This window comes from Streptomyces sp. NPDC096046 (assembly GCF_040303285.1).
Lineage (GTDB): Bacteria > Actinomycetota > Actinomycetes > Streptomycetales > Streptomycetaceae > Streptomyces.
Map to the genome: position 1 here is coordinate 1 of NZ_JBEOSZ010000048.1, position 25,736 is coordinate 25,736.

Consider the following 25,736-nt stretch of genomic DNA (forward strand, 5'->3'; position numbering starts at 1 on the left):
CGTCCCTGGACGACGGGGCGGGCACGTCCTGGCGGACCGCCTCCACCGCCACCTCGTACGACACCGTGGCCGGACGGGTCACCCAGGTCGACGACTTCGGCGACAACACCGCCGCGGCGGACAACCGCTGCACCCGCACCACCTATGCCACCAACAGCACCGACAACATCCTGAACCTGCCCGCGCGGGTCGAGACCGTCGCGAAGTCCTGCGCCGACCCCGTCGACCGCTCCAAGGACGTCATCTCCGACGTCCGTTCCGCCTACGACGGCGGTGCCTACGGCGCGGCCCCGACCAAGGGCGACGCCACGGCCACGGCCCTGCTGAAGAAGAACGACGGCACCACGGCCACCTACCTGGAGTCCGGGGCGACCTTCGACTCCTACGGCCGGGTCCTCACCAGCACCGACCTGACCGCGAACGTCACGGTCACGGGCACGGCCGCACCAGTCCGCACCGCCCGCACGGACGGCCGTACCACCACCACCGCCCGCACGCCGACCACCGGCTTCGTCACGAAGACGACCACGACCACACCGCCGGCGAAAGCCGGGGACGCGACCACGGCACTGGTCAGCTCCGCCACCCACGACCTGAAGCGCGGGCTGCCACTGACCCAGACCGACGCCAACGGCAAGGTCACGACCTTCACCTACGACGCGCTCGGCCGCTCCTCGAAGGTGTGGCTCGCCGACCGGCAGACGACGCTGACGCCGACGTACGAGTTCGACTACCTGGTCACCGACGGCCAGCCGGTCGCCGTCGTCACCAAGGCGCTGGGCACCAACGGCAGCCAGGTCGCCGCGTACAGCCTGTACGACGGTTTCCTGCGCCAGCGCCAGACGCAGAAGCCGGGCCCGGACGGCGGGCGACTGCTTTCCGACGTCTTCTACAACGAACGCGGGCTGACCGCCAAGACCTTCGAGACCTACTACTCCACCGGCGCCCCCTCACGGACCCTGTTCAAGCCCGCGGACGCGCTCTCGGTCGAGACCCAGACCCGCACCACGTTCGACGGCATGGGCCGCCCGACCGTGAGCGAGCAGATCGCGGGCAACGGCGACGGCGGCACGGCGCTCGGCACGACCCGCACGATCTACGGCGGAGACCGCACGACGGTCGTGCCGCCGGAGGGCGGAAGCGCCACCACGACCGTCACCGACGCCCGGGGGCGGACCACGGAGCTGCGCCAGCACCACACCCGCTCCGAGCAGGCGGCGTTCGACACCACCCGCTACGGGTACACCCCGCGCGGCGAGCTGGAGACGCTGACCGACCCGGCCGGCAACGTCTGGCGATACACCTACGACCTGCTCGGCAACCTCAAGACGACCGTCGACCCGGACCGGGGCCCCAGCTCCAGCGAGTACGACGACCGCGGTCAGGTCCTGTCCATCTCCGACGACCGGTCCACCGACCTGTACTACGTCCGCGACGGGCTCGGTCGGCAGACCGAACTGCGTGAGAACAGCGCCACGGGCACGCTGCGCGCCAAGTGGGTCTACGACACCATCAGCGGCGCGAAGGGACACCTGGCCGAGTCCACCCGCTACGTCGGCTCCGAGGCGTACACCAACAAGGTCGTGGCCTACGACCGCCTGTACCGCGTGCTGCGTTCGACCGTGACGATCCCCGCGAGCGAAGGGGCGCTCGCCGGCACCTATCTGTCGGCCACTGCCTACAACGTGGACGGTTCGGTGCGCACGACCGGCTCCCCGGCCGCGGGCGCCCTGCCCGCCACCACGGTGGCGTTCACCTACGAGGACCAGACCCAGCGGCCGATCGCGCTCAGCGGCAGCCAGGGAATCGACGTCGCCACCAGCTACAGCCTCACCGGCAATCCGCTGCAGTTCGAGCTGTCCAACAACGGCGGCAAGAAGACCTGGGTCACCAACACCTACGAGTGGGGCACCGAGCGTCTGGCCACCTCCCGGGTGGACCGTCAGGACGTGGCGGGCGTCGACCGTCACAACACCTACGGCTACGACCAGATGGGCAACATCCTGTCTGTCTCGAACGTCTCCCGTTCCGGCACGGACACGCAGTGCTTCGACTACGACTACCTGCGCCGCATGACCACGGCCTGGACCCAGTCCACGACCACCTGTGCCACAGCACCGAGCGGACAGACGGTCGGCGGTCCCGCGCCGTACTGGCACTCCTACACCTACGACAAGGTGGGCAACCGGGAGACCGAGACCCTGCACGACGTCACCGGTGACACGGCGAAGAACACCGTACGCACCTACGACTACCCGGACCCGGGCAAGCCGCGTCCGCACGCCGTGAACACGGTGACCCAGACCGGGCCCGGCGGCACCGCGCAGGACTCCTACGGCTACGACGTCGTCGGCAACACCGACACCCGCACCCTCGCGGGCACCACCCAGGACCTGGACTGGGACGCCGAAGGCCACTTGGTCAAGGTGACCAAGCCGGTCGAGGGCAAACCCGACGACGTCACCGAGTACGTCTACGACGCGTCCGGCAACCGGCTCATCGCACGCACCTCGAAGGAGAACACGCTCTACCTCGGCGCCACCCGGATCACCGTGGCCAAGGGCGGCACCACCGCCGAGGCCACCCGAACCCTGGACCTCGGCAGCGGGCACCAGGCCGTGATCGACAACGACGGCTCGGTCTCGTTCACCATCGCCGACCACCTCGGCACGGGACAGCTGGCGGTCGACGCGGGAAGCCAGCAGCTGACGCAGCGTCGCATGCTGCCCTTCGGCGGAGTACGCGGCACCGAGCCGAGCACCTGGCCCGGTGTGCAGGGCTTCGTCGGCGGTGTCGACAACAGTGAGTCCACCGGGCTGACGCACCTGGGCGCACGGGAGTACGACCCAGCGACCGGCCGGTTCCTCTCGGTCGACCCGCTGCTCACCCCGGGCGATCCGCAGGCGCTGAACGCCTACGCCTACAGCAACAACAGCCCGCTCACGTTCAGCGACCCCGACGGCCTCCGCTGCATCCACGGTGCGCCCGGCGGCGGAGCGGACGGCATCTGCGCGGGCGTCGAAGGCGACACCGACGGCGTCATCAACGGCAGCTCCAACAACTGTCAGCGGACGCAGTCCTGCTACGACACCGCGGTCAAGATGTCGCAGGAGGCCAGGAGGAACGGCACCTACGGCAAGAAGCCGATCGTCATCGCGCCCAAGGGTGACTCGATCACCATCCAGGGCGTCTACATCCCGACCCAGGCGGAACTCGCCGAGCACTTCCCGTACTACCACGAGCGCCTGGACTACCAGCACAACCTCCAGAACTGGGCGCGAACCCGGTGCTCGAGTCTGAGCGTCGCGGGCTCGGAGTTCTGCTCCGCCGTCGGCAAGCTCGGCTGGTTCGGCGACCAGAACGGGCCGGGGATCCTGGAGGTCCTGGGCGTCGACGACTACGTCGGCTGCGCCCAGGGCTCCGGCAGCGCCTGCAAGGCCGCGGCGGTCGACTTCGGCATCGCGGTGGGCACCGGTCTGCTCGGCAAGGGCGCCAAGATCGTCTTCAAGGGCTTCAAGGCGGCCCTGAAGAAGACGGACAACGTTCCCATCCAGTGCCTCGTCGGAGGCGGTCGGCACAGCTTCACGCCCGGCACACACGTGCTGATGTCCGACGGTTCGAGCAAGCCCATCGAGGACGTCCGGCTCGGTGACAAGATCGTGGTCACCGACCCGGAGAGCGGTCTGACCACGACACGGACCGTCGTCGCCACCATCATCACCAAGGACGACAAGCACTTCGTCGACCTCACGGTTTCCCGCGAGGGCGCCCGGGACACGCAGTCACTGACGTCCACGACGACGCACCCGTTCTGGTCGCCCTCCGAGGGCACCTGGATCGACGCCGGCCACCTCACGCCGGGTATGACGCTGCGCACCGTCGACGGCGGCACGGTCCGGGTCGAGAAGACCCGCGAGTACCACAAGCTCCAGCGCACGCACGACCTCACCATCGACGACATCCACACGTACTACGTCGTCGCCGGTACGACCCCGCTCCTCGTGCACAACGACGATGGCGGGTTCGACTGGGAAAAGGGTCTGGAGGACATGCAGTGGGACTCGGGCGACCTGGACGACGACGGCTATCACGCGCCGCGCGGCAACCAGGCCGAGAACAAGGAGTTCAATGACGCTCTGAAGAAGATCGAAGGCGAAATGGGCCGCAAGGTCACCCCGGCGGAGCGCCGCATGCTGCACGACAGAGTCAGCGGCCAGGGGTACGGCTACCATCGCATCGTCGAGGAAGGCAGGGGATTGTTCGGTGGCTGCTGAGATACAGCTGGACGAGATCACCCGGATCCTGACGGGTACCGTCGTCCGCTCCGTCGGCAGAGCAGCGGACATGGGCGTCGTCGAGTTCGACGGCCTCCAGGGCGAGACGGTCATGATCCACATGCAGTGCCCGTTCCGGATCGTACGGAGCGGGAGGATCCTCGTGGGGTCCAAGGACATGCGGTACGCCCAGAAAGGGGCGGGCCCCCAGGCCTTCGACGAGTTCCGCATGATCTACGACGCCCAGGCCACCACGCTCAATCGAGTACTCGGACAGCTCCGCCCCCGCGTCGACGGTGTGACCGTCGGCGCGGCGGGTGAGCTCACCGTGAGCTGGGAGCAGGCGTTCCGGCTTGAGGTGTTCCCCGACTGCTCCGGAACGATAGAAGCCTGGCGGGCCTTCGTCCGTGGTGGTGCCCACCACGGATTCCCGCCGGAGACCGTCTGACACGGTCCGGCATCACCACTCGGCCCCCTGCTCCCCAGTACTCAGGAGCAGGGGGCCGCAGTGTATGCCTCACGCCCGAGCGGAAGCAGCGCCTGGCAATGAACTCGAATGAGCGGGAAGACCGGTGGATCCTGGGGCTGCGAGGCCTCCTGGTCACTGAGGTCCGGCAGACAGCGCATCCTCCGCGGCGCGTTCTGGCGTCGGCCGATGGCGCGGAGCTGAAATTCGACGCAATGGCGGAGCTGACGGACGGGCCGGCATCCGCTCCGGGTGCGTCGTATTCGATACCGGGCACCATCTGAACGTCCGCGGAGATGATCCCGAAGGGACCCGGGGCCGGAGAGCCGCGCGCCCGGAAGCCGGGGGCGGCACCCGACCGTACGCCCGCCCCGCATATGGTGATCCGGTGAACGGCCCCGAGGATGTCGAACGCCCGGACTCCCACCGGGTCTTCAACCGGAGCGGGCAGGCCCTGGTCGCGTCTCGGTGCGAGGGAGGGGTGACGAGGCGATCCGGGCCTCTCGGCAACCGCTCTTGCCCGACGGCGAGATGCCGCCACGAGGTCGGCTGACGGCCCCGGCACCGGCCCCGGCTCAGCCCAGCATCCGCCGCAGCGCGTCCCGCAGCGCCACCCGCTCACCCTCGGAAAGCCCGGCCAGGGGCTCCCGGGCGAACCGCAGTGACTCCCGCAGGCTCCGGGCCACCCGCCGTCCCTCCGGCGTGGCCGCCGCCACCTTCACCCGGCGGTCGGCGGGCGCCGGCTGCCGCTCGACCAGCCCCCGGGCCTCCAGCCGGTCGACGATGCCCGTCACATTGGACGGCTCGCACTTCAGCTGCTGGGCCAGCCTCCGCATGGGCAGCGGTTCGAGGCACAGCAGGCTGAGCAGCCGGGCCTGCGCGCCGGTCAGGGCGTGCTCGGCCGCCGCCGACTCGTAGTCCTCGTGGAACCGCGCCACGACCTCCCCGATCAGTTCGACGACCTCGACGGTCAGCGGATCCGGGCGGTTGGTCATGTTCTGGGGCGTCGGTGTGGTGGAGGCCATGCCGTCGAGGGTACCCGGTTATTTGACAACCTGAAATTTTCAGGAGCATGGTTGTTTCAGGTACTGAAACATTCATCGAGCCAGTGAGGTAAGGCGCATCATGACCGACACCCCCACCCTCCCCGCCGTCAGCCGCGAGTGGCACCTGGCGAGCCGTCCCGTCGGCTGGCCGAAGCCCGAGGACTTCGCCTTCGTCGAGGTGGAGGTCCCGCAGCCGGGCGAGGGGCAGGTCCTCGTCCGGAACAAGTACCTCTCCGTGGACCCGTACATGCGCGGCCGGATGAGCGACGCGAAGTCCTACGTGGCCCCGTTCGAGCTCGGCAAGGTCATGCAGGGCGGCGCGGTCGGCGAGGTCGTGGCCTCGAACGCCGAGGGGCTGTCCGTCGGGGATCACGTGCTGCACTTCTTCGGGTGGCGTGAGTACGCGGTGGTCAACGGGAAGAACGCCGTGAAGGTGGACCCGGAGGCCGCGCCGCTGTCGACGTACCTCGGTGTGCTGGGCATGACCGGCCTGACCGCCTACGCGGGCCTGCTGCGCACCGCCGCCTTCAAGGAGGGCGACACCGTCTTCGTGTCCGGTGCCGCCGGCGCCGTGGGCGGCCAGGTCGGGCAGATCGCCAAGCTGAAGGGCGCCTCGCGGGTCATCGGCTCCGCCGGGTCGGACGAGAAGGTCAAGCTCCTCATGGAGGAGTACGGCTTCGACGCCGCCTTCAACTACAAGGACGGGCCCGTCGGCAAGCAGCTGCGCGCCGCCGCCCCCGACGGGATCGACGTCTACTTCGACAACGTCGGCGGTGACCACCTGGAGGCGGCCATCGGCTCCCTCAACGAGGGCGGCCGGATCGCCGTCTGCGGCATGATCTCCGTCTACAACAACACCGAGCCCGCCCCGGGACCGAAGAACCTCGCCCGCCTGATCGCCACCCGCGGCCGTATCGAGGGCTTCCTGGTCGGGGACCACTACGACCTGCAGCCGCAGTTCGTGCAGGAGATCGCCCCCTGGGTCGCCTCCGGTGAGCTCAAGTACCGGGAGACCGTCGTCGAGGGCATCGAGAACAACCTGGAGGCGTTCCTGGGTGTTCTGCGCGGCGACAACACCGGGAAGATGATCGTCAAGCTCTGACGCCTCCCCTTGCGATTTCGGCATGCGGTAACTTGTTTCCGAATCCGGCCCGGGCCCGGGCGCGAGCCGCGGCGGACGAGCGAAGGAACACCACCGCATGCCGATCCAGCAGTCCGACGTCCTGTACACCGCCGTCGCCACCGCAGAGAACGGGCGCGACGGCCGGGTCGCCACCGACGACGGCACGCTCGACCTCGTCGTCAACCCGCCGAAGGAGATGGGCGGGAGCGGCGCCGGCACCAACCCGGAGCAGCTGTTCGCCGCCGGGTACAGCGCCTGCTTCCAGGGCGCTCTCGGAGTCGTCGCCCGCCAGGAGGGCGCCGACCTCACCGGTTCGACCTTCCCCAAGCTCTCGACTTCGTTCGAGCAGGGGAGACCCCTATCGCGAAGGTCGGCCTCGGCAGGAACGGGGACGGCTTCGGGATCATCGTCGAGATCTCGGCCGACATCCCCAGGGCCGACCGGGGCACCGCCCGGTCGCTGATCGAGAAGGCCCACGAGGTGTGCCCGTACTCGAAGGCGACGCGCGGCGACATCACCGTGACGCTGGTCTGACGACAGTCGTTGCACAGACGGAGGCCGCACCCTTGGACGTGGGGTGCGGCCTTCGCCCGTGCCGTGCCCTGCCCGGGTTCAGCGGGCGAGCGCCGCGGTGTGGACCGCCCGCACCAGGCGGTCGTTCTCCGGGGCTGCCCCGCCGGGGAAGGCGAACCGGCGGCGCGTGTAGCCGTAGGCGAGGCCGCTCCACGGGTCCGCGAACGCCTGGGAGCCGCCCGCGCCGCTGTGCCCTATCGTCCCGGCCCCGAGGAACGGGTGCCACGTGTCAGCCGTCATCTGGAAGCCCAGCCCGAACGACTTGTGCGCCCGGACCACCAGGTCGTAACCGGCCGAGTGGAACTGGCCGAACTCCGCCACGGTGTCCGGCTTCAGCAGCGCCGGCTGCTCGCCCACCTCGCTGATCGCCGCCGCGTACATCCCCGCCAGACCCCGCGCGGAGGCCACTCCGCCCACCGACGCCGGACCCTTCGCCCGGATCAGCGGCACGTTCGGAAGGGAGACCAGGTCGGTCGGCTCGGTCGCGTTGCGGTTGAACGCGATCGAGGCGAGCGCGTGCGGGCCCGTCGGCGTGGCATCGAGGAGGGCCTGCTGCCGCGGGGTCGGGTCCATCGGCTGGGTGCCGCGGAAGCGGGGCTCCTCGGACGCGGGCAGGCCCAGGTGGAAGTCCAGGCCGTACGGGCTCCTGATCCGCTCCTGGTAGACCTCCTGGAGCGTGCGGCCGGTCGCACGGCGCACGACCTCACCGGCCAGGGCCCCGGCGACCAGCGCGTGATAGCCGAACGCCGTGCCGGGGCGCCAGAACGGCCGCTGGTCGGCGAGACGCTCGGCCAGCTGGCGGTCGTCGGCCAGCTCCGCGAGGGTGAAGCCGCTGTCCGTGCCGACCACGCCCGCCCGGTGCGCCAGCAGATCCCGCAGGGTCAGGGCGCCCTTGCCCTCGGCCGCGAACTCCGGCCAGTAGTACGTCACCTTGCGGTCCAGTTCGAGCGTGCCGTCCTGGACGAGCAGAGCCACGACCAGACAGGCGGCGCCCTTGGTGGACGAGAACACACCGTAGAGGGCGTCCGCGCCGGTCCCCGCCCACAGATCGACGACCTTCCGGCCGTGGACGTAGGCGCACAGCTGCCCCTCGTAGTCGGCTCGCTCCCCGGCGACGAACGCGGCGAACTCCTCGCGCACCGCCTCGAAGCCGTCCGCCACGGTGCCGTGGATCTCCTGCGTCATCCGCTCTCCTCAACTGAACCGCTGTGTGCCACTGTGAACAATGCCCTCGCCACCTGCGGGAACTCCCCCTCGTAGTGGTTCGGTGGGGGTGACGATCGGCGCGGGTCCCGCAGGAACGGTTCTCAAGGTGCGCACGCGTACCTCCTCCGGGGGCTTCCTGAGATCGGTACGGCGAGGTGTACCGGTTCGACTCAACGGCAACAAGGGCGCCTTGGTGTCACCGGTGACCCGGACGCCTCCACCCGGCGCGCCCCCGCCCGGCCCGGCGACCCGTGACCGTGGTGTGACCGGAGCGCGTCGAGAGCACGACAGGGGCCCGGATAGGGTCGACCCATGCGCGATCTGGGGACGGGTTTCCGGTACTTGCTCAAAGGCCAGCGATGGGTGGCCCGGCACGGCAAGCAGTACGGCTTCGGGCTGCTCCCGGGCCTGATCACCCTCGTCCTGTACGCGGCGGCGCTGGTCGCGCTGGCCCAGTGGGGCGAGGACGCCGTCACCTGGGCGACGCCCTTCGCCGACGGCTGGTCCGGCCCTTGGCTCGGCCTCTTCCGCGGCTTCCTGACCGCCGTGCTGTTCGCCCTCGCCCTGCTCCTCGCCGTCGTGACGTTCACCGCGGTGACCCTGCTGATCGGGCAGCCCTTCTACGAGAACCTCTCCGAGAAGGTCGACCGTGACGTGTCGCCGGACGGGCACGCCCCCGAGTCGGGCCTGCCGCTCTGGCGCGAACTGTGGATCTCCGCCCGCGACAGCCTCCGGATCGTGGTGCGGGCCGCCCTGTGGGGTGTGCTGCTGTTCGCCTGCGGCTTCATCCCGGTGGCCGGGCAGACGGTCGTCCCGGTGCTCGGGCTCCTCGTCACCGGGTTCTTCCTCACCGAGGAACTGACCGCCGTCGCCCTCCAGCGCCGCGGCGTCGAACTGCGCACCCGCCTCGCCCTGCTGCGCTCCCGGAAGACCCTGGTCTGGGGCTTCGGCACACCGCTCGCGGTGTCCTTCCTGGTGCCGTTCGTCGCCGTGTTCCTGATGCCGGGCGCGGTCGCGGGCGCCACCCTCATGGCGCGTGACCTGCTGGGCGAGGAGATCGACGAGGGCGGCGCGGGCGGCCGGAAGGGCGACGGGGCCGTCACGCCCTTTCCGCAGCCACCCTCAGGATCGCCTTCACCTGGGCGATGATGTCCAGTCGGTTGCGCACGAACTCCGGGTCGGTGATCTGCGTGGTGTTCCCGGCGCCGAACTGCAGCACCGGTGTGTGCACATGCCCGCCCGGCAGGGTGTCGTGCAGCCCCAGCCGGTCCCGCAGCAGCGTCGCCCGGTAGGCGATCTCGTTGGAGAGGTAGTCCCCGCCACCGCCCGCGCGAGCGGTGGAGCCGGGCGTCGGCCCGTCGGGGCGTACGACGGGCTCGGTGCCGCCGGCCGGGATCTCGGTGACGCCGGTGTTGTCGTACACGGGGAAGCGGCCGGTGTGTGCGGCGACGATCTCCCGGTACGGCAGGGTGGTCGTCGTCCACTGCGGCTGCGAGGCCGGGTCGCTCACCGGAACGGTCTCGGTGCGGCCGATGCCGTCGTTGTCCCCGAAGCCGCCCCGCCAGGCCCCGTTGGTCCGCTCGATGTCGAACCTCCCGGCCCGGCCCTGGCTCACGGTCGTGAACAGGTCGGTCCCCGGCAGGTGGGGTCGCAGGGTCCGCTCCACGGTGCCGTCGGTGAAGTCCCGCCAGCGCACCGGGAAGACGGCCGTCTCGATCCGGGCCGGGCCGTCCGCCGTCTCGATCACCGTGCCGTCGAGGGCCAGCGCGGTGGCGCCGGACGGGTTGGAGATGCGGATGTCCCGGTCCAGCGTGAACGGGTCGAAGCCGGTGAGCAGGATCTGCTTCAGGCCCTTGCCGTGCGGACGGCCGATGGTTTCCTGGCCGCGCGAGGTGCGCTCCAGCCGGTCCAGCAGCGCGGCCCGCTGCCGGTCCGTCAGACCGAACTCGGGCTCCCAGGTGCGCACGTCACGCGTCATGCCGAGCCGCGCCCAGTACAGGGGCCGGTCGTCGTCGCGGCTGAGGTCCCCGGCGAGGGGGCCCCGACCCTGGGCCCGGTCGACCGCACGCTGCCACAGCCGCGTGCCCTCGCGCGTGACCGCCCGGCGGGCCTCCCCGTAGGAGCGGGCCGCGTCGAGGGCCCGGGCCAGTCGCGGTGCCACGGTGTCGAATCCGGAGCGGCGCAGGATCTCCCGGGGCACCGCTCGGTCGAGCCGCTGCTCCTCGACGGTGGGAGCGGGTGCCGCCCGGGCGGCGCTCGCGGCCGTCGGGGTGGTGAAGCCGGCCAGCAGGGCGAGGCCGAGGACGCCGAGACGAACGCGTATGGAATTCAAGGGTGTTCGGGCCTTCCGTCGCGGTGGGGGGGGGGGGTCGGTGCCGGACGGCCGCAGTATCGCGTGACGGGCGCGGTCCACGCCATGGGGCGGGTCGTGCGGGGCTCGTGTGGGTCACAGGCGGGGATCCTCGCCGTCGCCTCCCGCACCGCGTCCAGGAAGGCCGAGGCGGCGGGGGTCGCGGACCGGCCGCGCACGGTCGCCGCGTACATCGCCCGGTAGCTCAGTCGCCGCCCTCACCGAGCAGGGTCAGGAAGTCCCGGAACGCCGACGCCTTGTCGAGCGACTCCGTTTCCAGCAGCCACTGGTACGGCAGCCCGTCCGCCCCGCCCGCTGGCCGGCCGGTTTCGCGGCCGTCGGGGCCGCACCGGGCGACAGCGCCGAGGCCGTCGTCGAACTGCCGCGCCGCGCCTTCGAGATCTGGGACGATGCGACCGGATCGTGGTCGTTTGTGAAGGGTTCGTACGGGATCCAGGTCGGACGCTCGTTCGCCGACCGCAGGATCAGCGCGACGATTAACGTCTGATCCGGGACGAGTTCCCCGCCGAGCAGCCCCGGTCCGGGACCTGACCTCCGGACCGGGGCTCGCGGTCGGCCACCCGGCACCTCAGCGGGTGCCGAACCCGTACACCGTCTCCGAGCGGTACACCGCGCCCGGCCGCAGCACGGTCGTGGGGAAGTCCGGCCGGTTCGGCGAGTCGGGGAAGTGCTGAGTCTCCAGCGCGATGCCGTCGCCGGGCGCGAAGGGCGCGCCCAGGTGGTCGGCGGTGTACAGCTGGAGGCCGGGCTCGGTGGTCGCCACCGTCAGCACCCGCCCGGACACCGGGTCGTGCAGCTCGGCGACCGCCACCGGAGTGTCCGTCACGCCCTTGTCGAGCACGAAGTTGTGGTCGTAGCCGGAACCGGTCTTGCGGGCCTCGCGGAAGTCGAAACGCGTGCCGGTCACGTCGTCCGGCTCGCCGGCCGGGATCAGGTCCGCGTCGACGGGCGTGTACCGGGAGGCGGCCAGCCGCAGCTCGTGGCCGCCCGCGTCACCGGAACCCGACAGGTCGAAGTAGCTGTGGTTGGTCAGGTTCACCACGGTCGGCGCGTCCGTCACCGCCTCGTACGCGATCCGCAGCGCCCCGCCCTCGCCGAGGGTGTACGTCGCCGAGACCTCCAGCCGCCCCGGGAACCCCTCCTCGCCGTGCGGGCTGACCCGCGTCAGCCGCACGCCGTGCGCGACGGGCTCCGCCCGCCACCCCCGCTTGTCGAAGCCGTGCGCCCCACCGTGCAGCGAGTTCGGCCCGTTGTTCGGTACCAGTGCGTACGTCCGCCCGTCCAGGGTGAACCGGCCGCCGGCGATCCGGTTGGCGTAGCGCCCGACGAGGGCGCCGAGGTACGGCTCCGGGTGGGCGAGATACCCGTCGAGCTCCGGGAACCCCAGCACCACGTCCCCGGACCGGCCCTCCCGGTCCGGCACCTCCACGGACTGCACGATCCCGCCGTACGACAGGACCCGCACCCGCACGCCCGCCCGCTCCAGGGTCCAGCGGGTGCACCGGGGACCCGTCGGAAAGTGTTCCGAAGAGTTCCTTCATGTGCGGAACTCTAGGACAGAGTCCGGCTCAGGGGTTCTTCGCGGTGACCGTGCGGTACGCGATCTCCGCCAGCCGTGCCTGTCCGTTCACGCTGGGGTGGAAGTAGTCCCAGCGGCTCAACTGGGCCACGCCGAAGCGGTAGTCGTGCACCGCGCCCCCGTCGTAGCGGCACCGCTCGTCCTCGGCGCAGACCTCCTTGAGGACCTTGTTGTAGTCCTCCACCCGCTGGTGCACCGTGTTCCGCCGCAGGGTCGCCGCCGAGTCCAGGGCGTCCGGCTCGCCCAGCATCGACGGGCAGATGCCCAGCTTCCACACCTGCTTGCCCATCGGGCTGTCACGGCCCTCGGACCACAGCCGCTTCAGGTCGGGCACGCTCGCCACGAACACCTGCGCCTTGGGCAGCGCCTCGCGCAGACTGCGCAGGGAGTCCTCGAAGTCGGCGCGGAAGGCGGAGACCGGAGTCATCGCCGAGGGCGTGGCCCGGCAGGCGTCGTTCGCCCCGACCATCACCGTCACCAACTGTGGTTTCCGCCGCACCGCCTGCGCCATCTGCCCGGGCAGATCGGCCATCCGCGCCCCGGTCACGGCGTAGTTCCAGCTCCGCCGGGCGGCCCCGGTCCTCCCCAGCAGCCGCACCGCGAGCGAGTCGACCTCGGGGCTCGTCCCGGTCGCCCAGGACGCCTCCGGACAGTCCGACAGCACGTCACAGGCGTCGAACCCCCGCGTGATGGAGTCACCGACGGCGGCCAGGGAATCCGGACTTCGGTCCCACAGGGGCGTCGGCTTCGGCGACGGCTTCGCCGTCTCGGACGGGGCCGCGGCGTCACCGCCCACGGCATCACACCCGGCGGCGCCCAGCACGGCCGCCGCGACCACGGCCAGAACGCCCCGAGTGCGACGGCCTCGCTCCCGCATATCCGGTCCATCCCCTCGCCACGCCGTGCCTGTCCCTCCAACCCATCACAACGCATGAGGGTTCCCGGCCGAGCAGGTGCAACGGCTCACACCCGTACAAGCGTCCCCCTGGGTGAATGGCGGGCGTTTCCCGGCACCTGGACCGACCGTACGTCACACTCCTTGCGCCCCCGCACGGTAGCCTCGCCATCAACGTGACCCCCCGGTCACAGCCGTTCCGCCCGTTAGCACCATGTCCCGCTCTGCCCGGAGGTTCCGGTGACGACACGTGGAGTTCTGTACGTGCACTCCGCGCCGCGCGCGCTGTGCCCGCACGTCGAGTGGGCCGTCGCCGGGGTGCTCGGCACCCGCGTCAGCCTGGACTGGATCCGCCAGCCGGCCGCACCGGGCACCTGGCGCTCGGAGTTCTCCTGGCGGGGCCAGGCGGGTACGGCGTCCAAGCTGGCCTCGGCGCTCCGCGGCTGGCACCTGCTCCGCTTCGAGGTCACGGCGGAACCCTGCCCCGCGGCCGAGGGCGAGCGCTACAGCTGCACCCCCGACCTGGGCATCTACCACGCCGTCACCGGCATCCACGGCGACATCCTCATCCCCGAGGACCGGCTGCGCGCGGCGCTGCTGCGCAGCCAGCGCGGCGAGAGTGACCTGGAGGCCGAGCTGAGCAAACTCCTCGGCAAGCCCTGGGACGACGAACTGGAGCCGTTCCGCTACGCCGGGGAAGGCGCCCCGGTCCGCTGGTTGCACCAGGTGGTGTAAACGCCCTCAGGGGCGCGGGGCTGTTTCGACGTGAGGCTCCGCCGCGTGGGCGCGAACACCCCCACCGGCCCGCACCCGGCACACGACGTCACAGAAACGGCGATGGCCCGAACCCCCTCAGGGAGTTCGGGCCACTCCATGCTCGGGATCAAACCGTCCGGAACGCCAGCACCACGTTGTGCCCGCCGAAGCCGAACGAGTCGTTCAGCGCGGCGATGCGGCCCTCGACCGGCAGCTTGCGAGCCTCACCGCGGACGACGTCGGCGTTCGCCTCGGCCTCCGGGTCCAGGTTCTCGACGTTGATGGTCGGCGGGGCCACCCGGTGGTACAGCGCGAGCACGGTCGCCACCGTCTCGACACCACCGGCACCGCCCAGCAGATGACCGGTCATCGACTTCGTGGCGGACACCGCGAAGTGGTCGGCGTCGTCGCCGAACACCTTCCGCAGCGCCTTGAGCTCGGCGATGTCACCGGCCGGCGTGGACGTCGCGTGCGCGTTGACGTGCACGATCTCCGCCGGGTCCAGGTCGTTGCGCTCCAGCAGGTTCTGCAGGGCGTGCGAGATGCCCCGCCCCTCCGGCTCCGGCTGCACGATGTCGTGCGCGTCGGCGGAGATGCCCTGCCCGACCGCCTCGGCGTACACCCGGGCCCCGCGCTTGGCGGCGTGCTCGGCGGACTCCAGGACGACGACACCGGCGCCCTCACCGAGGACGAAGCCGTCACGGGCGGTGTCGTACGGACGCGACGCGCCCTGCGGGTCGTCGTTGTTCTTGGACATCGCCATCATGTTGCCGAACGCGGCGATGGGCAGCGGGTGGATCGCCGCCTCCGTGCCACCCGCGACGACGACGTCGGCGCGGCCGGTGCGGATCATCTCGATGGCGTAGCCGATGGCCTCGGCGCCCGAGGCGCAGGCGGAGACCGGGGTGTGCACGCCCGCCCGGGCGCCCACGGCCAGTCCCACGTTGGCCGACGGGCTGTTGGGCATCAGCATGGGCACGGTGTGCGGGGAGACGCGGCGGACGCCCTTCTCCTTCAGCACGTCGTACTGGTCGAGCAGGGTCGTCACGCCGCCGATGCCGGAGGCGATGACCGCGCCCAGCCGGTCGGGGTCGATGCCGGGGTCCTCGCCGGCCTTGGCTTCGAAGCCGGCGTCGGCCCAGGCCTCCTTGGCCGCCACCAGCGCGAACTGCGCCGAGCGGTCCAGTCGGCGGGCCTGTGGCCGCGGGATGACCTCGGTCGGCTCCACGGCGACCGGGGCCGCGATGCGGACCGCCTGGTCGGCGGCCCACTCCTGCTCCAGGGGCTTGACACCGGACTTGCCGGCGATCAGCCCTTCCCAGGTAGAGGCTGCGTCGCCACCCAGCGGTGTGGTTGCGCCGATACCGGTGACGACCACGGTGCGATTGGTCGAGCTCACGGGAATTCTTTCTCCAACGGATCCGAGGATTAAGCGGCGCCACCGCCGGGTGGCGGGGCAGTCAGCCAGTCGGTCTGATCGGCTGATCAGGCCTGGTGCTTGAGGATGTAATCGGTCGCGTCACCGACGGTCTTGAGGTTCTTGACGTCCTCGTCGGGGATCTTGACGTCGAAACGCTCTTCGGCGGCGACGACGACCTCGACCATGGACAGCGAGTCGACGTCCAGGTCGTCGGTGAAGGACTTGTCCAGCTGGACGTCCTCAACCGGGATGCCGGCGATCTCGTTCACGATCTCGGCGAGACCGGCGACGATCTCTTCCTGAGTGGCGGCCATGTCGGCGCTCCTTCGTAGATTTCCAGAGGGTGTGGCAGGTGTTTCCTCCCGTGCCGGATCGCAATGATCCGGCACGGAGTGCCTAGGGGAGGGTAACGACAGTCGCGGCGTACACGAGACCCGCCCCGAAGCCGATGACGAGCGCGGTGTCGCCGCTCTTCGCCTCTCCGGTCGCCAGGAGCCGCTCCATCGCGAGCGGGATCGAGGCGGCCGAGGTGTTGCCGGTGGTGCGGATGTCACGCGCGACCGTGACGTGCTCCGGCAGTTTCAGCGTCTTCACCATCGAGTCGATGATCCGCACGTTGGCCTGGTGAGGGATGAAGACGTCCAGGTCGTCCACGGTGAGCCCGGCCGCGTCCAGCGCCTGCTGGGCGACCTTCGCCATCTCGAACACGGCCCAGCGGAACACCGCCTGGCCTTCCTGGGTGATCGCGGGGAACTTCTCGACCGTCCCGTCGCGGTAGTCCGTCCACGGCACGGTCTGCTTGATGGTCTCGGACTTGTCGCCCTCGGAGCCCCATACGGTGGGGCCGATCGCGGGCTCCTGGGCCGGGCCGACCACGACCGCGCCGGCGCCGTCCCCGAACAGGAAGGCCGTCGCGCGGTCCTCCAGGTCCGTCAGGTCGCTCAGCCGCTCGACGCCGATCACCAGCACGTACTCCGCCGAACCCTCGACGACCATGCCCTTGGCGAGCGTGAGGCCGTAGCCGAAGCCCGCGCAGCCCGCCGAGATGTCGAACGCGGCGGCCTTGGCGGTGCCCAGCTTGTCGGCGATCTCGGTGGCGACCGCCGGGGTCTGCTTGAAGTGCGAGACGGTCGACACGATCACGCCGCCGATCTGGTCGGCGGAGATGCCCGCGTCCGCGATGGCCTTGCCGGACGCCTCCAGCGACATCGCGGCGACGGTCTCCTCGTCGGAGGCCCAGTGCCGCGTCTCGATACCGGAGCGCGAGCGGATCCACTCGTCGGACGACTCGATCGTCTCCAGGATCACCTCGTTCGGCACGACCCGGGTCGGGCGGTAGCCGCCGACACCGAGGATGCGCGCGTACGGGGCGCCCTTGCTGGGCTTGATCTTCGCCATGCTCTCGGGCTCCTTCTCAGGCACTCTGCTCGGCGATGAGCGCGCGGGCGGCGTCGAGGTCGGCGGGGGACTTCAGGGCCAGCGTCTTCACCCCGGGCAGGGCCCGCTTGGCGAGACCGGTGAGGGTGCCGCCGGGGCACACCTCGATCAGGGCGGTGACGCCGAGCTCCTTGAAGGTCTCCATGCACAGATCCCAGCGGACCGGGTTGGCGACCTGGCCGACCAGACGCTCCAGCACCTCGGCGCCGCCGGGGACGGCCTGCCCGTCCGCGTTGGAGAGGCAGGTGAGCTTCGGGTCACCGGGTGTCAGGGCTTCGGCGGCCTTGGCCAGCGTGTGGACCGCGGGGGCCATGTGGTGCGTGTGGAACGCGCCGGCGACCTTCAGCGCGACGACCTTGCGCACGCCCTCGGGCTTGTCCGCCTCCAGCGCGGCGAGCTGCTCCTTGGTGCCGGCCGCGACGATCTGGCCCGCGCCGTTCATGTTGGCGGGGGTCAGCCCCAGCTTCGTCAGATGCGGAACCGTCACATCCGGGTCGCCGCCGAGGAGAGCGGCCATGCCCGTCTCGGTCACGGCGGCGGCCTCCGCCATGGCGAGCCCGCGGGTGCGGACCAGGCGGAGCGCCTCCTCGTGGGACAGCACCCCGGCGAGCGAGGCGGCGGTGAACTCGCCGACGCTGTGCCCGGCGACGGCGCCGACCTTGCGCGGGAGGTCGGCCGGGTCCTCGAAAAGCAGGGACGCCGACACCAGTCCGGCCGCGACCAGCAGCGGCTGCGCCACCGCGGTGTCGCGGATCTCGTCCGCGTCTGCCTCGGTGCCGTAACGGATCAGGTCGAGTCCCGCGGCGTCCGACCAGGCCTCGAGGGCACCGCGAACACCGGGGAGGTCGAGCCATGCGGTCAGGAAGCCGGGCGTCTGAGCGCCCTGGCCGGGAGCGACGAGTACGAGCACTCTCACACTCTCTCTTGGGTACGGGCACGGCCGCCCGTGAGGACAAGGACGAAGAACACGAGGGGGTTTTGTCGAGCCTCGACAAAACCCTAGGGCTGGAGATCTCCATCGACCAGACGCCCCAGGATCAGCGCGATCCGCAGTGTGAACGCAGAGCGTACATCGGAGGGTGACCATCCGGTGACGTCAGTCACACGTCGAAGCCGGTAGCGGACGGTGTTGGGATGGACGAACAGCATCCGGGCGGCGCCCTCCAGACTGCTCGCCTGTTCGAGATAGACGCTGAGGGTCTCCAGGAGCGCGGCCCCGGCCTCCTCCAGCGGTCTGTAGATCTCCTCCACCAGTTGCTCACGGGCCGAGGGGTCACCGGCCATCGCCCGCTCGGGCAGCAGATCGTCCGCCAGGACCGGGCGCGGGGCGTCCTGCCAGGCCGAACAGGCTTTGAGGCCCGCCGCGGCGGCCTGCGCGGACCGGGTCGCGGCCAGCAGGTCCGGCACCACCGGGCCCGCCACGACCGGCCCGGCCGCGAAGGGGCCGATGAGCGACTTGGCGACGGCCAGCGGGTTGTCGCTGCCGCCCGCGATGACGACCAGCCGGTCGCCGAGCACCCCGGTGAGCACCTGGAGCTTGGCGTGGCGGGCCGCGCGCCGTATGGCCTCGACGGTCAGCTCGCTGTCCCCGTCGGGCGCCGTGCCGAGCACCACGCACACGTGCTCGGGGGAGTTCCACCCGAGGGCGGCGGCCCGCGACACGGCCCCCTCGTCGGCCTCGCCGCTGAGCACGGCGTTCACGACCAGGGACTCCAGCCGGGCGTCCCACGCACCGCGTGCCTCGGCGGCCTGCGCGTACACCTGGGCCGTGGCGAAGGCGATCTCGCGGGCGTACACGAGCAGTGCCTCGCGCAGCACCCGCTCGTCGCCGGGGGCCGCGACCTCGTCGATCGCGCTCTCCATGACCTCGATGGTGGTGCGCACCATCTCCACGGTCTGGCGCAGTGTGATCGCCCGGGTCAGCTCGCGCGGCGCGGTGCCGAACACGTCGGTGGAGATGGCCTGCGGGGCGTCCGGACGCCGGAACCACTCGGTGAACGCGGCGATGCCCGCCTGTGCGACCAGACCGATCCAGGAACGGTTCTCCGGGGGCATGGCCCGGTACCAGGGCAGCGTCTCGTCCATCCGCGCGATGGCCTGCGCGGCGAGCGATCCGGAGGACTTCTCCAGCCGCTTCAGCGTCGGGGCATGCGGATGGACGTCGTGGGCTGTGGCTTCGTTCTTGCCGGTTTCGGGTTCGGGCACGGGGACAAGACTGCCTTATCCGGACGGGAAGGTGGGCTGCCGGGTCTACCGTGGACTCCGTGATGGACATGCGGCGCGCGGGCGAGCGCTACCGGGGCGGCGACCGGGCGGCCGGAATCGAGTCGTGGCACGCCTTCTCCTTCGGCTCCCACTACGACCCGGACAACCTCCGCTTCGGCGCGGTGCTCGCGTGCAACGAGGAGCGGCTGGCGCCCGGCGCCGGGTTCGACGAACACCCCCACAGCCACACCGAGATCGTGACGTGGGTGGTGGAGGGCGAGCTGACCCATCGCGACTCCGCCGGGCACGAGTCGGTCGTACGGCACGGCGATGTGCAGCGGCTCAGCTCGGCGGGCGGGGTGCGTCATGTGGAGCGCAACGACGGCCCGGAGCCGCTGACCTTCCTTCAGATGTGGCTGGCCCCGCTCCGGCCCGGTGGCGACCCGTCCTACGAGGTGGTCCGCGGCATCGCGGACTCCACGCCCTACGCGCTCCCGGAGGCCGGCGCGATGCTGCACGTGCGGCGCCTCGGGCCCGGGGAGCGCACGGCGGTGCCCGACGGGCCGTACACGTACGTGCACGTCGTCCACGGTGACGTCCGCCTGGACGGCGAGGTACTGCACGCGGGCGACGCGGCCCGGATCACGGACGCCGAGGGCCTGGAGGCCGAGGGCGTGACCGCCGCGGAGCTGCTGATCTGGGAGATGGCCTGAGGGGGAGGCCCGCGCGTCTCCTAGAGTTCCGCGAGCACCGCGTCCGTGAAGGCGGGCCACGCCTCGATCGCCCACGGGCCGAACGCCCGGTCCGTCAGCGCCACACAGGCGGCGCCCGCGTCCGGGTCGACCCACAGGAACGTCCCCGACTGCCCGAAATGCCCGAACGTGTGCGGTGACGACGAGGACCCCGTCCAGTGCGGCGACTTGGAGTCGCGGATCTCGAACCCGAGCCCCCAGTCGTTGGGGTTCTGGTGGCCGTACCCCGGCAGGACGCCCTTCGTGCCCGGGAAGTGCACGGTCATCGCGTCGGCGACCGTACGCGGATCCAGCAGGCGCGGTGCCTGCACCTCGGCCGCGAACCGCAGCAGGTCCTCCACCGTCGACACCCCGTCCTTGGCCGGGGAGCCCTCCAGGGTCGTCGACGTCATGCCCAGCGGCTCCAGCACGGCCTGCCGCAGGTACTCGGCGAACGGGATGTCGGTGGCCTTCGTCACATGGTCGCCGAGCTGCTCGAAACCGGCGTTGGAGTACAGCCGGCGTTCCCCGGGCGGGGCCGTGACCTTGTGCTCGTCGAAGGCGAGGCCCGAGGTGTGCGCGAGCAGGTGCCTCACCGTCGACCCGGTGGGGCCCGCCGGGTCGTCGAACTCGACGGCCCCCTCCTCGTAGGCGACGAGCACCGCGTAGGCGGCGAGCGGCTTGGTCACCGACGCGAGCGGGAACCGCCGCCCGGCCGGGCCGTGCGTGCCGAGGACGGTGCCGTCCGCTCGTACGACACCCGCCGCAGCGGTGGGAACCGGCCAGTTCTCGATCAGCGCGAGGCTCTTCAGCGACATGCTTTCGAGCCTATGCGCTCAGAGCGTGGGTTCCCGCAAGGGGTCGGCCTTGGGCCGGAACCCGAGGCGGACGTACAGCGGTTCGGCCTCCGGCGGGGCGGTGAGCCGCACGCGCCGGGCACCGCGCCGGCGCACCACGCCGCGAAGTCCGGGTCCCTGCGCAGCCGCAGGACTTCCCCGGCATCCTCGGGCGGGGTGCGAGGCGCGACACTCCTGACTCCGTACGCCAACCAGCCGGGTCAAGAACCGTCCTGCCGATTTCTTACCGTCGGCGCTTGCTTGGAGTGCACTCCAAGGTTCTAGCGTTGGGGTCATGACGGTGATGGAGACCACGGGCACCAGGACCGACACCTGCGCCGGACCGCCGCAGCAGAACCGGCGCCCGGACGGCGAGGACCGCTACACGATCAGCGAGGTCGTCGCCCTGACCGGACTGACGGCACACACCCTGCGCTGGTACGAGCGCATCGGTCTGATGCCGCACATCGACCGCTCCCACACCGGCCAGCGCCGCTACACCAACCGCGACCTCGACTGGCTCGACCTCGTCGGGAAGCTCCGACTGACGGGCATGCCGGTGGCGGACATGGTCCGGTACGCGGAACTGGTGCGCGAGGGCGACCACACCTACGGCGAGCGCTTCGAGCTGCTGAAGACGACCCGCGAGGACGTCCTGGCCAGGATCGACGAACTCCGGGGCACGCTCGCCGTGCTCGACCGGAAGATCAGTTTCTACGCGGACGCCGGGCGTGCCCTGGCGTCGGAGAGGTCCCGATGACGGACGGCAAGATCACGACGACGAAGCTCGGCGACCACGGTCCCGAGGTGAGCGTCCAGGGCCTCGGCTGCATGGGCATGAGCTTCGGATACGGCCCCTCGGACGCGGACGCGTCCCGCGCCACCCTGGAGCGGGCACTCGAACTCGGCGTCACCCTCTACGACACGGCCGACGCGTACGGCGCCGGTGAGAACGAGCGGTTCCTGTCGCCGTTCTTCAGGGCCCACCGCGACGAGGTCGTCATCGCGACCAAGTTCGCCCTGTCCATACCGCCGGACGACCCGACGCGCCGCATCGTCCGCAACGACCCGCCCTACATCCGGCAGGCCGTCGAGGCGAGCCTGAAGCGCCTGGACGTCGAGGCCATCGACCTCTACTACATGCACCGGCGCGATGTGAACGTGCCGATCGAGGAGAGCGTCGGCACCATGGCCGACCTGGTCCGCGAGGGCAAGGTCAAGCACCTCGGCCTGAGCGAGGTCACGGCCGGCGAACTGCGTGCCGCCCACGCCGTCCACCCCATCGCCGCCGTGCAGTCGGAGTGGTCGCTGTTCAGCCGCGACATCGAGACGCACGTCGTCCCCGCAGCCCGCGAGCTGGGTGTGGCCCTCGTCGCGTACTCGCCCCTCGGCCGCGGCTTCCTCACCGGCTCCTTCACCGACGCCGACCAGGACCTGAGCGCCGATGACTTCCGCCGCCGCCAGCCCCGCTTCACGGGGGAGAACGCCACGGCGAACGCGACCCTGCTGGAGCTGATCCGCTCGGTGGCCAAGGCCCACGACGCGACCCTCGGTCAGATCGCCCTGGCCTGGACCCAGCAGCGGGCGACGATCCACGACCTCCCGGTCATCCCGATCCCGGGCACCCGCAAGCCCGGCAGGGTGGAGGAGAACACGGCGGCGACCGGGATCGTCCTGACCGACGAGCAACTGGAGCTGCTGGACGGCATAGCCGCCCAGGTGGCGGGCGACCGCTACGCGGACATGACGTTCACCTCGGCCGGCAGGGAGTAGGGGAACGCCCCCGGGGGCGCGCGCGGGGCCGTGTCGATGTGCGGCTCCGCCGCGTCGGCGCGATCCACCACGCACGCACCCGCGCCCGCCCACAGCGAGCTCCCGGCGGACGCTAGAGCTCCGCCAGCAACTCGGCCTTTTTGACCGAGAACTCCTCATCCGTCACCAGCCCGGCCTGATGCAACTCACCCAGGTGACGAATCCGCTCGGCGATGTCCGCGGGATCACGCCGCGGCGCGGCGGCGGACACCGCCGCCACCGGACTGGACGTCCGCACGGCGGCCAGCACCGCCGCGGCGAACGGCAGGGACTCGTGAACGGGCCCGTATCCCAGCCCGAACACCACCGCGGCCGGGTCCTGGTCGGCCTGTGCGGCGGACGCCGCCGCCTCGTCCCGCCGCAGCAGCCGCAGATGCCCCTCGAACACCTCCGGCGAGCGCCACTCCACCCCGTTCAGCTCGCCGACGGAGAAGCTCTGGTCGCCGGCCTTCCACTTCGCCGAGGACGCGCCTGTCCAGAACCACCGGAAGTTCACGGTCCGCCCGTCGAAGGACGCCTTGCCGTCGTACGCCTTGAACGACGAGGGCCCCTCGGGCGGCGGCACGAGGAACCGCTCGGACGGCCCGGACTCCGTGAGCAGGGTCCGCAGCTCGTCGGCGTAGTACTCCGCGAGGACCTCCCGGTCGGCGGGCAGCACCAGCCGGTAGGGATCGACGCTCTCCTTCAACTGCCCGGCGGCCGCCTCCATCAAGGGGTCCGCCCCGGGGCGCGGCTCGACGCGCAGCACGACCGTGCCGCGTCTCCCGCGCGTCAGCGTCACTCCGGCGATCGCCTCCAGGGGCACACGACGTTCCCCGAGGGATTGGAAGAGTTTGGGTGTTCGAATCCCCCGTTCGTAGCGGATGAGCACGGAGTCGGACTCGAACTCCCAGGCGGCATGAAATCCGGCCAGTACGTCACCCATGCGGCTCATCGTATGCGGCACGCGCTCCTCCGTCCCCCTCCCGAGCAGACCGCAATTCCTTCGCCTCTACGCGCGTCAGGCCGACGCCGTGCCGGACAAACCGGTACGGCAGACGCCGTCTTCGTGCGCGCAGTGCACCGAGCGGTATGCGCCGACGCCGATCTCTGCGAAATTGAACAGACTTGCCGTTCCGGGCTCGAAGTAGCCCGCGTGACCCTTCGCGCCCGCCGCCGACAGCACCCGCGCCCCGAACCCGGAGGACACCGGGTCGGCGCCGTGGCCCAGCCCGCCGACCTCCAGATAGGGCACGTCCTGGATCCAGTCGTCGGAGTCGCGCATCGCCCACACCCGGGCGGTGGTGTCCAGCTGCGCGGCCCTCTCGACGCGCATGCCGGGGCTGCCGGCCACCGCGATGTCGGACACCCGGCCAGGCAGCGCGGGGGCCGCGACCCCGCACACCACCGACCCGTAGCTGTGGCAGAACAGCGAGACCGGCGAACGGCCCGGCAGCGCCCGCACGAGGGCGTTCAGCCGCACGGCACCCTCCTTGGCGCGCATCGCCGTGGCCGAGTCGATGCCGAGTCCGCTGGGCGCCGTGTAGTCCGCCCAGGCGATGACGGCCGTGCGGGTCGAGGGGCCGGCCTTGCGTTCGGCCGCGTACAGGGACTTGGCCATGCCGACGGGCGCCGAGTACGGCCGGCCGGTGCGCTGGAAGGTGAGCAGGTCGGTGTCGACGCCGGGGACGACGACCGAGACCCGCTCCGCCCCGCGCAGGTTGCCGAAGACCTCCGCCACCCGGCCCGAACCCTCCGGGTCGAAGGCCAGGATGTGACGGCCCGGCTCCATGAGGTCCTCGAAGCGGTGCATCCTGCGCGCCGCCTCGTGCTGCCCGGCCGCGGTGAGGCGCTGGTCGTGCATGCGTTCGCGCTCGACCTCGCGTGCCTCGGCGAGCGCGAGGTGGTTGGCGCGGTAGCGCATCTCGACCGGCGCGCCGTTCATGTTGCCCACCGCGAGCGCGTACTCGCGGATCAGCGTCGAACGTTCCTGCTCGGTGAGCGAGGTGAAGAAGCGGGCCAGCTTCGCCGGCTCGGACCGCGGATCCGGCAGCCGGTGCCCGCCGATCCGGCCGTGCTCCCAGGCGGAGAGCGAGGCTTGGAGCGGCGTGGCGCCCCGCTGGTTGCGCAGGGCCGTCCAGCCGGTGGTCGTCAGCATCACGAACACGACGGCCAGAGCGAGCAGTGCGCGCCAGACGTTCAGTTGCGGGGAGGTGTCGAAGGAAGTCACTGAAAGGACACACTAGGAGAACGAGAGGGTCTCGCGTTGGCCAAGTGACTGGGATCACGTTTCGGTGGGTGTGTTAAGGGGACCGCTCCGCACGCCAGTTCCCGGCCAGTGCGGGACCCACCTGATCCAGGTAGGTCGTGGTGAGTTCGCGCATTCCGTCGAGGCTGAGGTCGTCCCCCGCGGACCACAGTCGCTCGGTGACACGAATCACGCCGCCGAAGAGGGCCACGACGATCCTAGGCCGGGGGTCCGCGTCCACGTCGAGCCCCTCGCGCTCGGCGATGATGCAGGCGAGCTGCTCCTCCAGCTCCGCCGACCGCCGCAGATGGGCGGCGAGCAGCGCGGGCGTCGACTCGATCACCCGGTAGACGCGCAGGTGGAGCTCGATCGGCACGAGCTCCTCGACGGCCTCGTTGATCGCGTCCCAGCTCTCCAGCACGGCCCGGCGCAGCGCCTCCAGCGGCACCTCGTCCGGCGGGCGCGTGCGCAGGGCCTCGACGACGAGCGTCTCGGCGAGACGCGGCACGAAGAACGCCGTCTCCTCCTTGCCGGCGAAGTAGCGGAAGAAGGTGCGCTGCGAGACGTCCACGGCGGCGGCGATGTCGTCGACGGTCGTCTCCTCGTACCCGCGCGTGGCGAACAGTTCCAGCGCGGCCCGCAGCAGTGCGTCCCGGGTGCGCCGCTTCTTTCGTTCGCGCAGGTTCAAGACAAGCCTCTCGTCTGAAGTGTTCGCCCAGTTCAGGCTATACGGGGATGTCGTGTCAGTGACCGACTAGTGAATCGGTTTGTCAATTGTC

At 71.0% G+C, this 25,736-nt stretch carries 21 protein-coding genes and 4 pseudogenes; 10 read left to right on the forward strand and 15 right to left on the reverse strand.

The window, feature by feature from the left end; genetic code table 11:
* Together ABTX62_RS30665 and ABTX62_RS30670 are read left to right on the forward strand one after the other, a co-directional pair.
* A partial coding sequence (locus tag ABTX62_RS30665) for a polymorphic toxin-type HINT domain-containing protein (protein ID WP_352119227.1) occupies positions 1 to 4,274 on the forward strand: 4,274 nt, incomplete at its 5' end.
* Positions 4,264 to 4,722 (forward strand): hypothetical protein, encoded by a 459-nt coding sequence (locus ABTX62_RS30670; protein WP_352119228.1) that lies wholly within the window; start codon positions 4,264 to 4,266, stop codon positions 4,720 to 4,722. The genes ABTX62_RS30665 and ABTX62_RS30670, both read left to right, overlap by 11 nt.
* 593 nt (positions 4,723 to 5,315) lie before the next feature.
* Here ABTX62_RS30670 and ABTX62_RS30675 read toward each other — a convergent pair.
* Complete coding sequence (locus ABTX62_RS30675; protein ID WP_283970000.1) at positions 5,316 to 5,765, reverse strand: MarR family winged helix-turn-helix transcriptional regulator; 450 nt, start codon at positions 5,763 to 5,765, stop codon at positions 5,316 to 5,318.
* 100 nt (positions 5,766 to 5,865) lie between these two features.
* On the opposite strand from ABTX62_RS30675, the gene ABTX62_RS30680 reads away from it, so the two are divergent.
* Entirely contained in the window at positions 5,866 to 6,888 is a 1,023-nt protein-coding gene (locus ABTX62_RS30680; protein WP_352119229.1) for an NADP-dependent oxidoreductase, read from the forward strand.
* A 97-nt stretch (positions 6,889 to 6,985) separates the two neighbouring features.
* Positions 6,986 to 7,443, forward strand: a pseudogene (locus tag ABTX62_RS30685) (organic hydroperoxide resistance protein).
* A gap of 78 nt (positions 7,444 to 7,521) precedes the next feature.
* On the opposite strand, the gene ABTX62_RS30690 reads toward ABTX62_RS30685, so the two are convergent.
* Positions 7,522 to 8,667: a serine hydrolase domain-containing protein gene (locus ABTX62_RS30690; protein WP_352119230.1), complete on the reverse strand. Its 1,146-nt coding sequence runs from the start codon at positions 8,665 to 8,667 to the stop codon at positions 7,522 to 7,524.
* Between the two features lie 333 nt (positions 8,668 to 9,000).
* Between ABTX62_RS30690 and ABTX62_RS30695 the strand changes: the two genes are divergently transcribed.
* Complete coding sequence (locus ABTX62_RS30695) at positions 9,001 to 9,837, forward strand: EI24 domain-containing protein (protein WP_352119231.1); 837 nt, start codon at positions 9,001 to 9,003, stop codon at positions 9,835 to 9,837.
* On the opposite strand, the gene ABTX62_RS30700 is transcribed toward ABTX62_RS30695, so the two are convergent.
* Positions 9,788 to 11,020, reverse strand: coding sequence for a pyroglutamyl-peptidase I (locus ABTX62_RS30700; protein WP_352119232.1), 1,233 nt, complete (start codon positions 11,018 to 11,020; stop codon positions 9,788 to 9,790). The two genes, ABTX62_RS30695 and ABTX62_RS30700, sit on opposite strands and share 50 nt — an antisense overlap.
* A gap of 223 nt (positions 11,021 to 11,243) precedes the next feature.
* Positions 11,244 to 11,342: pseudogene (locus ABTX62_RS30705) on the reverse strand (TetR family transcriptional regulator); the annotation flags it as partial.
* Between ABTX62_RS30705 and ABTX62_RS30710 the strand changes: the two are divergent.
* Positions 11,337 to 11,546, forward strand: a pseudogene (locus ABTX62_RS30710) (fibronectin type III-like domain-contianing protein); the annotation flags it as partial. The pseudogenes ABTX62_RS30705 and ABTX62_RS30710 sit on opposite strands and share 6 nt — an antisense overlap.
* A gap of 81 nt (positions 11,547 to 11,627) precedes the next feature.
* On the opposite strand, the pseudogene ABTX62_RS30715 reads toward ABTX62_RS30710, so the two are convergent.
* Positions 11,628 to 12,600, reverse strand: a pseudogene (locus tag ABTX62_RS30715) (aldose epimerase family protein).
* Positions 12,601 to 12,627: 27 nt separating this feature from the next.
* Complete coding sequence (locus ABTX62_RS30720; protein ID WP_352119233.1) at positions 12,628 to 13,515, reverse strand: SGNH/GDSL hydrolase family protein; 888 nt, start codon at positions 13,513 to 13,515, stop codon at positions 12,628 to 12,630.
* Between the two features lie 258 nt (positions 13,516 to 13,773).
* Here ABTX62_RS30720 and ABTX62_RS30725 point away from each other — a divergent pair, with 258 nt between their 5' ends.
* Complete coding sequence (locus tag ABTX62_RS30725) at positions 13,774 to 14,268, forward strand: DUF3145 domain-containing protein (protein ID WP_352119234.1); 495 nt, start codon at positions 13,774 to 13,776, stop codon at positions 14,266 to 14,268.
* A gap of 148 nt (positions 14,269 to 14,416) precedes the next feature.
* On the opposite strand, the gene fabF is transcribed toward ABTX62_RS30725, so the two are convergent.
* The 5 genes from fabF to fasR all read right to left on the reverse strand — a co-directional run bounded on the left by fabF (position 14,417) and on the right by fasR (position 19,351).
* Positions 14,417 to 15,688, reverse strand: a complete 1,272-nt coding sequence (gene fabF, locus ABTX62_RS30730) for a beta-ketoacyl-ACP synthase II (protein WP_283969989.1) — start codon at positions 15,686 to 15,688, stop codon at positions 14,417 to 14,419.
* 86 nt (positions 15,689 to 15,774) lie between these two features.
* The gene (locus ABTX62_RS30735) at positions 15,775 to 16,023 is read right to left on the reverse strand and encodes an acyl carrier protein (protein ID WP_030341284.1); all 249 of its coding nucleotides are present in this window, start codon (positions 16,021 to 16,023) and stop codon (positions 15,775 to 15,777) included.
* Between the two features lie 82 nt (positions 16,024 to 16,105).
* Complete coding sequence (locus ABTX62_RS30740; RefSeq protein ID WP_352119235.1) at positions 16,106 to 17,107, reverse strand: ketoacyl-ACP synthase III; 1,002 nt, start codon at positions 17,105 to 17,107, stop codon at positions 16,106 to 16,108.
* Between the two features lie 16 nt (positions 17,108 to 17,123).
* The gene (locus ABTX62_RS30745; protein ID WP_352119236.1) at positions 17,124 to 18,056 is read right to left on the reverse strand and encodes an ACP S-malonyltransferase; all 933 of its coding nucleotides are present in this window, start codon (positions 18,054 to 18,056) and stop codon (positions 17,124 to 17,126) included.
* An 89-nt stretch (positions 18,057 to 18,145) separates the two neighbouring features.
* Positions 18,146 to 19,351 (reverse strand): fatty acid biosynthesis transcriptional regulator FasR, encoded by a 1,206-nt coding sequence (gene fasR, locus ABTX62_RS30750; protein ID WP_352119237.1) that lies wholly within the window; start codon positions 19,349 to 19,351, stop codon positions 18,146 to 18,148.
* Between the two features lie 59 nt (positions 19,352 to 19,410).
* On the opposite strand from fasR, the gene ABTX62_RS30755 reads away from it, so the two are divergent.
* A complete protein-coding gene (locus ABTX62_RS30755) occupies positions 19,411 to 20,064 on the forward strand; it encodes a pirin family protein (RefSeq protein WP_352119238.1) in 654 nt (217 codons plus the stop codon).
* Positions 20,065 to 20,084: 20 nt separating this feature from the next.
* On the opposite strand, the gene ABTX62_RS30760 is transcribed toward ABTX62_RS30755, so the two are convergent.
* Complete coding sequence (locus ABTX62_RS30760) at positions 20,085 to 20,900, reverse strand: serine hydrolase domain-containing protein (RefSeq protein WP_352119239.1); 816 nt, start codon at positions 20,898 to 20,900, stop codon at positions 20,085 to 20,087.
* Positions 20,901 to 21,213: 313 nt separating this feature from the next.
* On the opposite strand from ABTX62_RS30760, the gene ABTX62_RS30770 reads away from it, so the two are divergent.
* Together ABTX62_RS30770 and ABTX62_RS30775 are read left to right on the forward strand one after the other, a co-directional pair.
* Positions 21,214 to 21,678, forward strand: coding sequence for a MerR family transcriptional regulator (locus ABTX62_RS30770; RefSeq protein WP_020271715.1), 465 nt, complete (start codon positions 21,214 to 21,216; stop codon positions 21,676 to 21,678).
* A complete protein-coding gene (locus tag ABTX62_RS30775; RefSeq protein WP_352119240.1) occupies positions 21,675 to 22,691 on the forward strand; it encodes an aldo/keto reductase in 1,017 nt (338 codons plus the stop codon). Before ABTX62_RS30770 ends, ABTX62_RS30775 begins: the two co-directional genes overlap by 4 nt.
* A gap of 112 nt (positions 22,692 to 22,803) precedes the next feature.
* Here ABTX62_RS30775 and ABTX62_RS30780 read toward each other — a convergent pair whose 3' ends face one another.
* From ABTX62_RS30780 to ABTX62_RS30790, 3 genes are all read right to left on the reverse strand, one after another.
* Complete coding sequence (locus tag ABTX62_RS30780) at positions 22,804 to 23,664, reverse strand: DUF4429 domain-containing protein (RefSeq protein ID WP_352119268.1); 861 nt, start codon at positions 23,662 to 23,664, stop codon at positions 22,804 to 22,806.
* A gap of 66 nt (positions 23,665 to 23,730) precedes the next feature.
* Positions 23,731 to 24,939, reverse strand: coding sequence for an alpha/beta hydrolase (locus tag ABTX62_RS30785; RefSeq protein WP_352119241.1), 1,209 nt, complete (start codon positions 24,937 to 24,939; stop codon positions 23,731 to 23,733).
* A 73-nt stretch (positions 24,940 to 25,012) separates the two neighbouring features.
* On the reverse strand, positions 25,013 to 25,645 hold the full coding sequence (locus ABTX62_RS30790; RefSeq protein WP_352119242.1) for a TetR family transcriptional regulator: 633 nt from the start codon (positions 25,643 to 25,645) through the stop codon (positions 25,013 to 25,015).
* Between the last annotated feature and the right edge of the window lie 91 nt (positions 25,646 to 25,736).